The organism is Gordonia sputi NBRC 100414, from assembly GCF_000248055.1.
Taxonomy (GTDB): domain Bacteria; phylum Actinomycetota; class Actinomycetes; order Mycobacteriales; family Mycobacteriaceae; genus Gordonia; species Gordonia sputi.
On record NZ_BAFC01000025.1, the window covers coordinates 80,315 to 93,364 of the forward strand.

The window sequence follows — 13,050 nt, forward strand, 5'->3', positions numbered from 1 at the left end:
CTTACAAGTCTGCAAGTGCCACAGACGAATCGGCAAGAGCGTCCGGGTCGACGGGGTCTCCGCCGAGTATCAGTTGCTTGATGCCGTCGAGCTGATCCCAGATGTTGACCTGCATGCCTGCGAGGACGGTGTTGTCGCCGTCGAGCCAGAAGACGACGAACTCACGTCCCGGCACATCACCGCGAAAGACGACCTTCTCGTAGCCGTCGGCCAGTCCGCTGTATTCCATGCCGAGGTCGTACTGGTCGGTGAAGAAGTACGGCAGGTTCTCGTACTCGGCGCTGCCACCGAGCATGTTGGTGACTGCGACTGCCGGTTGGTTCAGGGCATTCGCCCAGTGTTCGACGCGCACCCGACGTTCGAGGATCGGATGCTCGGCGTTCGCGATGTCGCCGACGACGTAGATGTCGGGGTCGCTACTGCGCAGGCCCGCGTTGACGAGCACGCCGCCACCGTCGACGTCGAGTCCCGCCGACTCCGCGACGTCGAGGTTGGGAACAGCTCCCGCGGCGATCAACACCGTGTCGGCAGCGATGGTGTCGCCGTCGGCCAGGCGCAGGCCCGTCGCCACACCGTTCTCGGTGGTGATCTCGGCGACCTTCACCTCGGTCCGGAGGTCGACGCCGTGCTCGCGGTGCAGGTCGGCGAAGATCTGGGCGACTTCCGGACCCAGCGCACGCAGCAGCGGGAGCTTCGATGCCTCTGCGATCGCCACCTCGACCCCGCGCTCACGCGCGGACGCCGCGACCTCCATGCCGATCCAGCCCGCTCCGACGATCGCCAGGCGCGATCCCTCGGTGAGCGTCTCGCGGATCGCGCGGGCATCGTCGATGGTCCGCAGGTAGTGGACACCCGAGGAGTCGGCACCCGGCAGGTCGATGACCCGCGACGACGAGCCAGTGGCCAGCAGCAACTTGTCGTAGGTCAGCGTCGTGCCGTCGGGGAGCGACACGGTCTTGGCCGCGGCGTCGACCTTCTCGATGCGGGTTCCCGGTCGAAACTCGACGCGCTGGTCGAGGTACCAATCGGTGTCGTGGACGGTGAACTCCGGCAGGTCCTTGCTGCCCTGCATGAATTCCTTCGACAACGGCGGTCGTTCGTACGGCAGCTCGTTCTCGACGCCGAAGATCACGACATCACCGTCGAAGTCTTGTTCACGCAGCGCCTCGGCGGCCTTCGCCCCCGCAAGTCCGCCTCCGACTATCGCTATCGTTGTCACAGCGCATACCTCCAGCTTTCGTAAGAAAATTGCTTGTGGTGCAGCTACCCAGACTCGATTCCAACGCTACGCGTCGACCCGACACACGCTGGGGAAACGACAAGTGATGATCACGGAACAATCACGACAGATTTGTCGGATTGGCGGGGTATGCCTGGTGGTCGGGCCTGAATATCAGCCAAACTCGTATTACCAATTGATAACGACACGCTGTAGGCTCAATCGCGATTCCTGAATCGACTGTCACCGATCGGACGATCGGATGACTCTCGAATTCACGTTCTTCTAGTGGAAGTGATTGCTCGTGTCCCACACACGTCGTCGGGTTTTGCCCGGTGCAGTCTTGATGGTGGCGCTGGCCCTCGTGGTCGGCTTGATCTCTGGCGCAGGCAGCGCACGTGCGTGGGGTCCGCCCGCCAAGCAGATCAAGGGCTTCATCAACGAGCAGATCTACAACTACGGCATGGACCACCCGGTCTCGGTCCGCGCATGGCCGTCGCAGACCACCAACCCGCGGAATGCGCCGACGATCATCTTCCTCGACGGCCTGCGCGCCACCAACGATTTCAACGGCTGGGAGCGGGAGACCAACGTCGCCTACCTGGCTCAGCGTGGTTACAACGTGGTCATGCCGATCGGTGGCCAGTCGTCGTTCTACGCCGATTGGCAGCGGGCATCAGCCAGCGCCGGCCAGCGCAATCCGTATCGCTGGGAGAGCGTGCTCAAGGGCAGCCTTCCGCGGTTCCTCGACAGCCACGGTTTCCGTAACCGCACGCTCGTCGGCCTCTCGATGTCGGCGAGCCAGGCTGTGATCATCGGCAATGAACGGCGCGATCTCTACCAGCGCGTGGTCTCGATGTCGGGCTTCATGAACCTCGTCGCGACCGGCATGCAGACCATGCTGCGCGCAGCGGCCTGGGATGCGGGCCACTACAACCTCAACGACATGTGGGGCTGGTTCCCCAACGCGGAGGCCTTCCAGCATTCGCCGACGGAGAATCTGCCGTCGATGAACGGCCTGCACCTGTGGATGTACGCGGGAACCGGCGTGTGGGGCGACCATCAGCCTCCCGGCGCCAACAACACCGACTTCTACATCACCGGATTCAACTCGACGGCAATCGAGGCGGTCGCCGGTGAGCAGAGCCGCACCTTCGCGCTCGCAGCGCCGGCATTCGGCGTGAACCTGCGCACCGACTTCCCGATCACCGGAACCCACGCGTGGGGCTACTGGCAGCAGGCGATCTGGAACATCTACAACAACGGTTGGTTCCGCAACGGATAAGCGGTGCGCTCCCGGCGCCCGGATCGGTCAGGACGGATCGATACCGGTGCGCCAGTACGCCTGGGCTTTGACTGACTTCTTGTCGAGTTTGTAGTCGCTCTTGAACACGCCTGCGATTGCGCGGGTCGCGGTCATGTCCAGCGCCACCCACGCGAAGTGGTCCGACGCGTCGAATGCCGCGGCACGCACCTGCTCGACGATCGCATTGCCGTCCGACCCACGTTCGACGTAGTTCAGGGTGTCGTGCTCGCGCACGGCGATCGGCAGTTCCCTGTCGTCGTCGTGGGAGACCTCGAACCAGATGGTCGCGGGGACAGTCGGTGTGGACGCCGTCAGGGCTTCCAGCAATGAGTTGATCGCGGGCAGCGCCGCGGGATCGCCCGCGACGAGCCACCCCTTTGGCGCGGGTTCGGGAAGCGCGAACTTCGATCCCATGAACGTCGCGCTGATCACGTCTCCCGGCTGTGCCGAGAGCGCCCAGCGCGGCGCGGCGCCGTCGTGGATCGCGAACTCGATCGAGAAGGTATCGGTTGTCGGGTCGGGATCGACGAGGGTGTAACCGCGCTGGTGGATCTTGCCGTGCTTGTTCACGAACCACATACGAATCCACATGGTCGGGTGCACCGGCCGGTCCTTGAGCAGTCCACCGCCCGTGAAATCGACGCGGACATAGTGATCGGTGATCTGCCGCGAACCGGTCACCGTCAGTTCGTAGTCGTCGGCTCCCATGAGCTTGAGGACCGCGCCCTGCCAGCCACGCGACTTATTCTTCGTGGGTGATTCGACCATTTCTCGACCTTCCGTCTACGCATCGCCGCCTATTTGTGAGGGTAGCCTACCTTTTCTTCGTGTCGTGATCACTGTTCGTCTCACCCATCCCGACCGTGAGCCACTCCGAAGAACGTGTGTGAGTTTCCAGCCAGGCGAGGGCGCGCGGTGAGCGGACAGGCCGTCGAGCTGCGAATTTGGGAGACCCCACAGGTAGGTCGAGCGGTAAGCCGGGTGGCGATAAGCCGGCTGCAACTGCGGCGCATACCCGGTCTGCGGTTCGCCAAGCTTCTCGGGACCGGTTCGGGGGAGACTTTCACCATGCGCGACGCCGATCCACATCACTGGGCACTGCTCACGGTCTGGGATGACAGTCATGCGGCAGATGCGGGGGCGGCGTCGACGGCGATCCGTGGCTGGTCGGAGGTGAGCACGACCGAGTTGAGGGTCCGCATGACACCCCTCGCAACCAAGGGCCAGTGGTCGCGTCGAGAACCGTTCCTCATCGACGATCCGTCGCGTAAACGCGAGTGGGAGGGTCCGGTCGCCGCGATCACCCGCGCACGACTTCGACCGACCCGTGCACTCTCGTTCTGGCGCGCGGTTCCGCCGGTCGTCGCCGACCTCACCGGTTGCGATGGACTGCGCCTCGCCGTGGGAATCGGAGAGTCGCCCATCGGATTGCAGGGCACCTTCTCGCTGTGGGACAACGCCGCTGCCCTCACCGACTTCGCCTATCGATCTCCCGCCCACGCGAATGCGATCCGCGAGACCCGACCGCAGCGCTGGTACGCGGAAGACCTCTTCGCGCGCCTGGCCGTGCTCGACGTCGAGGGCAGCTACGCGGGTGGCAACTTTTCAGGAGTCCGCCCGTGACATCCCGACTGGCGTGGCTGCTCCTGGGGGCGACCATCCTTGTGCAGATCTGCTTTCCGCTGACCTCCGGCGGCACCCCCGCGCTGACCACCGCGACGGTGCTCCTGTTCGCCTCGGCCATGCTCGTCGACGCCGCGACCACTCGGGGCGTGGGTGCTGCGGCGGTACTGCTCGTTGTCGCGGGCGGTGGCGGACTGCTCGCGGAGGCGATCGGCGTACACACCGGATTTCCGTTCGGCGAGTACGACTACACCGGAACCCTCGGCCTGGAAATCGCGGGCGTACCGATCCTGGTTCCGCTGGCCTGGATCATGATGGCGTGGCCCGCGTGGAATGTCGCACGACGACTCGTCGGCAGGCACGGACGCGTCGCCACCGTGGTCGTCGGCGCGTGGGCGCTGACCGCGTGGGACGTCTTCCTCGACCCACAGATGGTCGACGCCGGGCACTGGTATTGGTTGCACACCACGCCGAATCTGCCTGGTGTTGAGGGCATTCCGCTGACCAACTTCGGCGGGTGGCTGCTCGTGTCGGTGTTGATGATGATTGTGCTCGAGGTCACCATCGGGCGCTCCGATAGCGTCTCCACGCTGCACACCGATGCCGTGCCGGTCGCCGCATACCTGTGGACCTATTTCTCGTCGGTGCTCGCCCACGCCGTGTTCTTCGGTCGAGCGCCGGTGGCATTGACCGGGGCGCTGGTGATGGGCGTGATCGCGGTGCCGCTGGCGGTCTCGGTGGTCCGGGAGATCCGTACTGCGCGACGGTCGGGGGGTCACCGTGTCCCGACGGCCTGACGATCGGTTCACACATCGACTGTGGCGCAACCTGATCCGCGTCGGTTCGGTCAGCGCCCTGGGCGGCCTGGCCCTGACCGTCGACAACGCGCGCCGTATCCGCGTTCCCGACGCCACTCTGCCGTGCGAGCCCGAGCCGCTGTGGGTGTTACTCCCCGTCCGCGACGAGGCCGCCGACGTGACGGACTGCGTGCGTTCCCTGCAGCAAGCCGCCGCACGTTGGCCAGGTCCGACGCACATCGTCGTACTCGACGACGAATCGACCGATGCGACACCGGATCTGCTCGCCCAGTTGAGCGCAGACGACGACGGCCTCGTCGTACTGCGGGGCGAACCGCGCCCCGACGGATGGCTCGGAAAGCCGTGGGCCTGTGCCCAATTGGCTGCGTTCGCGGCTGACGGCACGGCTGGCGACCGGGCAGTCCTCGTCTTCGTCGACGCGGACGTGCGCCTGGCCGCCGACGCACTCGTCGCGACCGTGGCGACGATGCGCGCCGCGCACCTCGATCTGTTCTGCCCCTATCCCCTACAAGAAACCAGCGGTGCCGCAGAGCGATTGGTGCAACCGCTGCTGCAATGGTCGTGGATGAGCACTCTGCCGCTTGGCCTCGCAGAACGATCGCCGCGACCGAGCCTGTCGGCAGCGAACGGCCAGTTCCTCGCCGTCGACCGGGACGCGTACGAACGTGCGGGCGGTCATCGGGCCGTCCGCGCCGACGTCCTCGAAGACATCGGGTTGCTTCGCGCAGTCAAGGCGTCGGGCGGGTGCGGCGTCGTCGGTGAGGGCAGCGCGGTGGTGAGTTGCCGGATGTACGACGGTTGGTCGCAGGTCCGTGTCGGCTATCGAAAGTCGTTGTGGGCGGCCTTCGGTTCGCCCGCCGGTGCAGTCGCGGTGATGACGTTCTTGAACGTCTCCTACGTCGTGCCGGCCGCGGCGGCACTCGGCGGATCGCGGATCGGAGTCGTCGGGTATCTCGCGGGTGTGGCGTGTCCCCCGTGAACCGGTCCGGGTTGTTTTAGAGTCCCGATTGCCCTGATGAGGGCGGAGAAGGGACGATGAGGACCATGGCAGGACGCAAGCGTCACTCGGCGGAGGACATCGTGCGCAAATTGCGCCGGGCCGACGAGTTGGCCGCCGAAGGCAAGACCGGCGAGGCGATCGCCGCCGATCTCGAGGTGTCGGCGGCCACCTTGTACAACTGGCGCCGCCAGTACGGCGGCATGGACGGTGACGCCGCGAAGGAACTCAAAGAGCTGCGCGAGCAGAACAGCCGACTCAAGCGGTTGCTCGCCGATGCCGAACTCGAGAAAGACGCGCTGCGGGAGATCGCCAAGGGAAAATTCTGAGCCCGACCGCCAAACGCGCCGCCATCGACATGCTCAAAGACGTCAAGAACATGTCAGAACGCATGGCGTGCAAGGTAGTTGGGCTTTCCCGTTCCGCCTATCGACGGCTGCCGCAAGCGCACACCCCGGCCGACCCCGACGCCGCACTGCGCGAGCAGCTACGCACCTATGCCCGCAAGAACCCCCGGCACGGGTTCCGGCGCGCGTGGGCGCACCTGCGCTTCGACGACGGTATCGAGATCAACAAGAAGAAAGTGCATCGGTTGTGGAAAGAAGAGGGCCTGCAAGTGCGGCGCGCTCCGCGGCGGAAACGGGCCGGCCAATCATCGGTCCCGGTCATCGAGGCTGATGCACCGAAAGTGGTGTGGGCGTTGGACTTTCAGTTCGATTCCACCGTCGATGGGAAGACGATCAAGATCGCATCGATGGTGGACGAGCACACCCGGCTATCGCTGCTGAACATCGTGGACCGCTCGATCACCGCCGAACGGCTGATCGAGGAGTTGGAGAAGACGTTCGCGATCTGGGGTGGCCCGCCCATGGTGCTGCGCATGGACAACGGCCCTGAGTTCATCTCAGAAGCCCTGCGCGACTTCTGTGCAGGGTCGGTGGGGATCTCCTACATTCCGCCCGGCACACCGTGGAACAACGGGTTCATCGAGTCGTTCAACAACCGGTTGCGCGACGAGTGCTTGAACCGCAACTGCTGGCCCACCCTGCTCGAGGCCCGCGTGGTCATCGAGGATTTCAAAGACGACCACAACCACCGACACCGGCACTCAGCACTGCGTTACCGAACCCCGGCCGAGTACGCTGCCCGATGCACCCACCAACATCACCCCGTGGGCTGCGAGATCGACTGACGATCACAACAAGGAACTGGCTCTAGAACTGCCTGGACCGGTTATCGGGGACCTGCCAGGTGTCGCATCGAGGGTCGTGACGGCTCGACGCACCGGCGGCCACGCATGGCCCGACGCCCTGCTTCATCCGGTATCGGTGCTGGCGCTGGCGACTCTGACCGCGGACTCGATCGTCGGACATCGACGCGGCGCGCTGCGGTGGAAGGGTCGCCCGGTGCAGGCATGAGTTCGATCATCGTCGTCGGAGCAGGTGTCGGAGGGCTCGCCGCCGCCGTCCGACTTTCCGCGCTCGGACACGACGTCACCGTCCTCGAACAGTCGCAAGAGATCGGCGGCAAGCTCGGCGTGATCTCGCTCGACGGCTTCGTCTTCGACACCGGGCCGTCGTTGGTGACGCTGCCGCACATTCTGGAAGCACTTTTCGCCGATACCGGTGCACCACTGTCGGATTCGCTGACCCTGCAACGACTCGAGACGGCCGCACGCTATCGCTTCCCCGACGGCACGACCTTCGACATGCCAGGCGAGATGTCGGAGATTCCCGCAGCACTCGACGCCGCGCTCGGTGCGGGCACCGGCCACCAGTGGACATCGTTTCTGCAGCGCGCAGAACGCATCTGGGACGCAACACATCGACCGTTCCTGGAATCACCGATCACTGTGCGCGACATGGCCTCCGGCGCACTCGACGTGCGCGATCTCGCCACCGTCGCGCCGTGGCGCACTCTGCGCGGGTTGGGCAATCAGTATCTTCGCGATCCCCGGCTGCGGATGCTCCTCGACCGCTACGCCACTTACACCGGGTCGGATCCCCGGCGCGCACCCGCCGCGCTCGCAAGTGTCCCCTACGCCGAACAACGTTGGGGATCGTGGTACATCCGTGGCGGGCTCGGCTCGATCGCGACGGCCCTGGCCGGCAGGTTGTCGGCTCTCGGCGGGAGCATCGAACTGGGCGTCGAGGTCTCCGCGCTCACCACCGATGCGCGTGGACGCGTCGACGGCGTACGCACCGCCGACGGTGCTCGCCGGAGTGCCGACCTCGTCGTCGCCAATGCCGATGCCGCACAGGTGTATCCGACACTCGTCGCAACTCGTCAGGCACGGCGCGCCGCTCGACGACTGGAGAAGACCACGCCGTCGTTCTCGGGTTTCGTGCTGCTACTCGCACTCGACAATGCGCCGCCCGATCAGCCGCACCATCACGTTCTGTTCACCGACGACTACGACGACGAGTTCGACTCGGTGTTCGGCCGCGGCGGCCGTGCTCGTCCGGTCGCGAACCCGACGATCTACATCGCCGCAGCCGACGATCCGGCGGTCAGTCCCGGACCCGGCACGGCCTCGTGGTTCGTCTTGGTCAACGCACCCCGACACGATCCGGCAGGCGGAACCGATTGGGACAGCAGGGGATTGGCCGACTCCTACGCCGACCACATCCTCGACCTCATGGCGCAGCGCGGGGTCGATGTGCGAGACCGGGTGCGTCACCGCATCGTCGTCAGTCCCGCCGACCTCGAACGCCGGACGCTCACTCCTGGCGGATCGATTTACGGATCGTCGTCGAACGGTCCACGCGCGGCATTCCTGCGGCCCGCCAACGCATCTGGTGTACCGGGCCTGTTTCTGGTCGGAGGGTCGGCCCACCCGGGCGGGGGCCTTCCGCTGGTGCTGCTCTCGGCGAACATCGTCGCGGGACTGATCGGATCGGCGTGAGAATCGTTCTCACACCTGCGGGTTCAGCCCTGCGACGGCCCGGGCGAATGATCGCCGCGCAGTCGCTTGCGGATCAGTTCTGCGCTGATCAGACACATCGGCAGCCCGATCCCGGGGCGCGTGGTGCCGCCCGCGTAGTAGAGCCCGCCCACCTTCGCGGATCGGTTGTTGGCGCGCAGAAATGCGCTCTGCCACAACTTGTGTGCCGGTCCGAGCGCACCGCCCGACCACGAGTTCAGATCGGCCTCGAAGTCGCCGGGCCCGGTCGTACTTCGGACGACGATCCGGTCGGCGAGATCGTCCACCCCGATCCACGAGGCGACGAGGTCGATGGCACGATCGGCGATCTGCTCGATGACCGGGTCGCCCGCGCCGTCCACACCGCCACGTCCCAGGCCGGGGTCGGCGGGTACCGGGATCAACATGAACAGATTCTCGTAACCCTCCGGGGCAACGGAGTCATCTGTCGCCGACGGTCGGCATACGTACAACGACGCGGGATCGGGTACCGCCGTTGGTGTTTCGAAGATGTCATCGAAGTTGGCCGTCCAGTCGGCAGTGAAGAACAACGAATGATGTTGTAGCTGCGGCAGTTCGCCACGCACACCGAGGAAGACGAGCACCGCACCTGGACCCGACGTGCGGCGGTTCCACCACCGCTGCGGAAAGGTCTGCAGTTCACGGGGCAGCAGCCGGGTCTCCATGTGGTGGAGATCGGCCGCACCGATGACCACGTCGGCGTCGACGATCCGCTCGGCGCCGTCGGCGTCACTTATGCGCAGACCGGTCACGTCGGCCCGGCGTCGGGACACGGGTCGCAGCCTTCCCGCGTGTTCGGTTGGGCGCGTGAGGATCTCCGACACCGTGGCGCCCGTGTGCAGGCGTGCGCCCTTCTGCTCCGCCAGCGCGGCGAGCGACTCGACGAGTCGAGTGAATCCTCCGTCGGGGTAACGCACGCCTTCGTCGAGGTCGAGCCAACTCATCAGGTGGTACATGGCGGGCGCGCGCTCGGGAGACGATGCGAGGAACACCGCGGGATAGCCCAGGATCTGTCGCAGTCTGCGGTCGGTGAAGCGTTTCGCGATAAACGTGTCCAGGCTGGTGCCCAGCAACTGCACGAGCGTCTTCGCGTGACGCAGCACCTCCGGGTCGGCGAACGCCCGGGGTGTGTCGAAGTTGGTGTAGAGGAAGCGTCGGACCGCGATATCGTAGGCGTGTCGCGCCGACGCGAGGTACTCCGACAGCCGTTGTCCTGCACCATCTTCGAGCTTCTCGAAAAGTTCGACGGAGCGTCGTTCATCACTGTGGACGTCGACCGGATCGGGATACCCCTCGAAGAACACCCGATAGCCGGGGTCGAGTCTGATCAGATCGAGTTGCTCGGCGGTCGACGTGCCGAGCAACTCGTAGAAGTGGTCGAAGACCTCCGGCATCAGCCACCACGACGGTCCGGTGTCGAACCGGAAGCCGTCGGATTCCCACGACCCCGCGCGCCCACCGAGCTCGGCGCGCTGTTCGTAGAGATCGACCTCGTATCCGTCGTCGGCGAGCAGCGCTGCCGTCGCGAGTCCTGCGACGCCGCCGCCGATGATTGCCACGCGCGTGCCCTGGGGTTTAACACGCACTGCGTTCACGCACCCACCACCACGGTCGTCGTCGTGCGGGGATGCCCTCGACGCAGCAAAGCGGTCGCCGCAATACGTGTCTTGGTGGCGGTGGGAACCCGAACACGCTGCCGCGCAGCCATACTCGCCGGGGTTGCGCGCAGTCGGGAGTTGAGTTCCGCGAACAGGTCGTGGGCCACGCACACCGCAACGCGACTACCGCGGGGAAGTCGGGGAATGGTGTCCGCCGCGATGGCGAGATCGGTGTCGATCTCGTCGAGCCAACGCGTCCACGCGGCATCCGTGGGGTCGGCCGGGTCGAGACCGATCAGATACCGACGCCCCAAATCGCCACTGTCCGTGCCGAAGTCGCGCAGGAAGTTCACCTTCTGGAACGCCGCACCGAGATGCTTTGCACCGGTGTACAACTCGTCGTAGCGCTGATCCGGCGCGGCCTCGTCGGCCACGAATGCGCGCAGACACATCAATCCGACGACCTCCGCCGAACCGTAGATGTACTCGGTGAGGCTGGCCTCGTCGTGCACGGTGCGGGTCAGGTCGGTCCGCATGGATGCGAAGAACGGTGCGGTGAGGGAGGTGTCGATGCCGACATGTCGCGCCGATCTCGCAAATGCATGAACGACGAGATTGGTGCTCGATCCCCGGTCCATCGCCGCGTTGGTCTCGGTCTCCAGTTCGTCGAGCGCCAGTTGCCGTTCGTCGACGCCCTGCCCCGGTCGCGGAGCGTCGACGATTTCGTCGGCCACACGGACGAGCGCATAGATGTTGCGGACGTGCGATCGCGCAGGCTCGGCGAGCAGCCTCGACGCAAGACCGAACGACGATGAGTACGAGCTGATGACCAACGCCGCACTGGCGTCGGCGACCTCGTCGTAGCGGGCGTGCGGGCGCACCAGATCGACACGCGTGCGTCTGCTCATCGGGCGTCCCGAAGGTCCGACGCGCGTTCGTATGCACCGACCGCCGGGCCCAGCTCGGCGATCTGGTCGACGAACCAGGGGCTGAGCATCCACGGCGTGCGTCGTGCGATTTCCCAGATGTCGTCGATCGACGCCCAGGCGTACTGCATGACCTCGTCCGGGTTGGGCGCCACGTCGCCGACCGGGCGCGCAGCATAGACCGGACACACCTCGTTCTCGACGACACCACTGGCGTCGACAGCCCGGTACCGGAAGTCGGGGATGATCGGCCGCAGCTCGGCGATGTCCATTCCGAGCTCGCGCTGGGAGTAGCGAGCTATCGCGTCCTCGACGCTCTCACCGGGGCGCGGATGCCCACAGAACGAATTGGTCCACACGCCTGGCCACGTCTTCTTCTCCAGTGCGCGGCGTGTCACCAGAATGCGTCCGGCGGCGTCGACGAGGTGACACGAGAACGCGAAGTGCAACGGGGTGTCGGTGCCGTGCACGGTGAGTCGATTCGCGGTGCCACGCGGGTGGCCGTCGTCATCCACGAGCACCACCAGGTCGTCATTCATCGATCCTCGCAGTCCATCGATCGCCACACCTTTCGATTGTCCGTTGCGGAAGCGATTCGCGCTCCCCGGGGGCGTGCGGGCGTGCTCAACAGCGTCTGAACTCACCTCGGGGCGAGCTCAGAAGTGTTTCGACGCCGCGCCCTGTCTGGATGGGAACGCTGTCGGGATGGGAATTGCTGTCGGGGTCGGGCACTAGGCTGGCCGCGTGCGCTTTGGAATCTGCATTCTCCCTGATCTGGACTGGCGGACCTCCCGCCCGCTGTGGCAGCGGCCCGAGCAGATGGGCTTCGACCACGCCTGGACCTACGACCACCTCGTCTGGGGCGGCCTGCCCGATTCCCGCTGGTTCTCGTGCGTGCCCATCCTGACCGCGGCGTCGACGGTCACCAGCACCATCGGTCTCGGGGCATTCGTCGTGTCCCCCAACTTCCGACATCCCGTCGCCTTCTCGCGCGAGGTGCAGACCCTCGTCGACATCTCCGACGGCCGATTCCTGCTCGGCCTCGGCGCGGGCGGTACCCCCGACGACCGGCTACTCGGGCAGTCGGAGCTGACCGCACGCCAGAAGGTCGATCGGCTGCAGGAATTCTCCCGACTGCTCGACCGCACACTGCGCGAAGACCACGTCGACGCCGACGGCGAGTACTACACCGCGCGCGACATGCGGCTCGTCGGCGGATCGGTGCGAGACCGGGTGCCGCTGCTCATGTCGGGCAACGGCCCACGGTCGGTACGGTTCGCCGCGAGCTTCGGCGACGGTTGGATCACCACCGGCAACACCACGGCCGCCACAACCGACGAGTGGTTCGCGGGCATCGCCCGCAACTGCGAGATCGTCGACGCCGAGCTCGCGAATCGACCGGATGGCTCCGACTTCGCCCGGTACCTCAGCATCGATTCCGGACCCGCGCAGTCGCTGGAGAGCATCGGGATGTTCGACGAACTGACCGGCCGCGCGGCCGAGTTGGGTTTGACCGAAGTCATCATGCACTGGCCACGAAGCACCCCACCGCACGTCGCGAGCGAGGCGGTGCTCGACGAGGTCGCCGCATCCCGATTGACCTGACCTGCACGGATGCC

General features: G+C 65.8%; 13 protein-coding genes. 8 read left to right on the forward strand and 5 right to left on the reverse strand.

The window, feature by feature from the left end; genetic code table 11:
* Position 1 precedes the first annotated feature (1 nt).
* A complete protein-coding gene (locus GOSPT_RS04330; RefSeq protein WP_005203341.1) occupies positions 2-1,219 on the reverse strand; it encodes an NAD(P)/FAD-dependent oxidoreductase in 1,218 nt (405 codons plus the stop codon).
* A 304-nt stretch (positions 1,220-1,523) separates the two neighbouring features.
* Between GOSPT_RS04330 and GOSPT_RS04335 the strand changes: the two genes are divergently transcribed.
* Positions 1,524-2,504: an alpha/beta hydrolase gene (locus tag GOSPT_RS04335; protein ID WP_231894524.1), complete on the forward strand. Its 981-nt coding sequence runs from the start codon at positions 1,524-1,526 to the stop codon at positions 2,502-2,504.
* 27 nt (positions 2,505-2,531) lie between these two features.
* Here GOSPT_RS04335 and GOSPT_RS04340 read toward each other — a convergent pair whose 3' ends face one another.
* On the reverse strand, positions 2,532-3,293 hold the full coding sequence (locus GOSPT_RS04340) for a siderophore-interacting protein (RefSeq protein ID WP_005203345.1): 762 nt from the start codon (positions 3,291-3,293) through the stop codon (positions 2,532-2,534).
* Between the two features lie 213 nt (positions 3,294-3,506).
* On the opposite strand from GOSPT_RS04340, the gene GOSPT_RS04345 reads away from it, so the two are divergent.
* The 6 genes from GOSPT_RS04345 to GOSPT_RS04370 all read left to right on the forward strand — a co-directional run bounded on the left by GOSPT_RS04345 (position 3,507) and on the right by GOSPT_RS04370 (position 8,868).
* Entirely contained in the window at positions 3,507-4,148 is a 642-nt protein-coding gene (locus GOSPT_RS04345) for a hypothetical protein (protein ID WP_005203347.1), read from the forward strand.
* On the forward strand, positions 4,145-4,945 hold the full coding sequence (locus GOSPT_RS04350) for a carotenoid biosynthesis protein (RefSeq protein ID WP_039854713.1): 801 nt from the start codon (positions 4,145-4,147) through the stop codon (positions 4,943-4,945). The genes GOSPT_RS04345 and GOSPT_RS04350 overlap by 4 nt, the downstream gene beginning before the upstream one ends.
* Positions 4,929-5,945, forward strand: coding sequence for a glycosyltransferase family 2 protein (locus tag GOSPT_RS04355; RefSeq protein ID WP_005203351.1), 1,017 nt, complete (start codon positions 4,929-4,931; stop codon positions 5,943-5,945). The genes GOSPT_RS04350 and GOSPT_RS04355 overlap by 17 nt, the downstream gene beginning before the upstream one ends.
* 65 nt (positions 5,946-6,010) lie before the next feature.
* Positions 6,011-7,155 (forward strand): IS3 family transposase gene (locus GOSPT_RS04365; RefSeq protein WP_085941914.1). Its coding sequence is split into 2 segments (ribosomal slippage): positions 6,011-6,278 and positions 6,278-7,155, totalling 1,146 coding nucleotides; the frame shifts between segments, so codons are not numbered across the junction.
* A gap of 76 nt (positions 7,156-7,231) precedes the next feature.
* Complete coding sequence (locus GOSPT_RS23550) at positions 7,232-7,381, forward strand: hypothetical protein (protein ID WP_174273020.1); 150 nt, start codon at positions 7,232-7,234, stop codon at positions 7,379-7,381.
* Positions 7,378-8,868 carry a phytoene desaturase family protein gene (locus tag GOSPT_RS04370; protein WP_005203361.1) on the forward strand — a complete coding sequence of 497 codons (1,491 nt, stop codon included), beginning with the start codon at positions 7,378-7,380 and terminating at the stop codon, positions 8,866-8,868. Before GOSPT_RS23550 ends, GOSPT_RS04370 begins: the two co-directional genes overlap by 4 nt.
* A 23-nt stretch (positions 8,869-8,891) precedes the next feature.
* On the opposite strand, the gene crtI is transcribed toward GOSPT_RS04370, so the two are convergent.
* The 3 genes from crtI to idi are packed head-to-tail and all read right to left on the reverse strand — an operon-like array spanning position 8,892 to position 11,970.
* On the reverse strand, positions 8,892-10,502 hold the full coding sequence (gene crtI / locus GOSPT_RS04375) for a phytoene desaturase family protein (protein ID WP_005203363.1): 1,611 nt from the start codon (positions 10,500-10,502) through the stop codon (positions 8,892-8,894).
* Positions 10,499-11,413, reverse strand: coding sequence for a phytoene/squalene synthase family protein (locus tag GOSPT_RS04380; RefSeq protein WP_005203364.1), 915 nt, complete (start codon positions 11,411-11,413; stop codon positions 10,499-10,501). Before GOSPT_RS04380 ends, crtI begins: the two co-directional genes overlap by 4 nt.
* Positions 11,410-11,970, reverse strand: a complete 561-nt coding sequence (gene idi, locus GOSPT_RS04385) for an isopentenyl-diphosphate Delta-isomerase (RefSeq protein WP_005203366.1) — start codon at positions 11,968-11,970, stop codon at positions 11,410-11,412. Before idi ends, GOSPT_RS04380 begins: the two co-directional genes overlap by 4 nt.
* Positions 11,971-12,175: 205 nt before the next feature.
* Between idi and GOSPT_RS04390 the strand changes: the two genes are divergently transcribed.
* Positions 12,176-13,036 carry an LLM class flavin-dependent oxidoreductase gene (locus tag GOSPT_RS04390; protein WP_005203368.1) on the forward strand — a complete coding sequence of 287 codons (861 nt, stop codon included), beginning with the start codon at positions 12,176-12,178 and terminating at the stop codon, positions 13,034-13,036.
* Positions 13,037-13,050: the final 14 nt, after the last annotated feature.

Bases quoted from the DNA above. Each gene is read 5' to 3' on its own strand.
- GOSPT_RS04340 (WP_005203345.1), bottom strand. From the start codon at position 3,293: ATGGTCGAATCACCCACGAAGAATAAGTCGCGTGGCTGGCAGGGCGCG.
- idi (WP_005203366.1), bottom strand. From the start codon at position 11,970: ATGAATGACGACCTGGTGGTGCTCGTGGATGACGACGGCCACCCGCGT.
- GOSPT_RS04380 (WP_005203364.1), bottom strand. From the start codon at position 11,413: ATGAGCAGACGCACGCGTGTCGATCTGGTGCGCCCGCACGCCCGCTAC.
- GOSPT_RS04370 (WP_005203361.1), top strand. From the start codon at position 7,378: ATGAGTTCGATCATCGTCGTCGGAGCAGGTGTCGGAGGGCTCGCCGCC.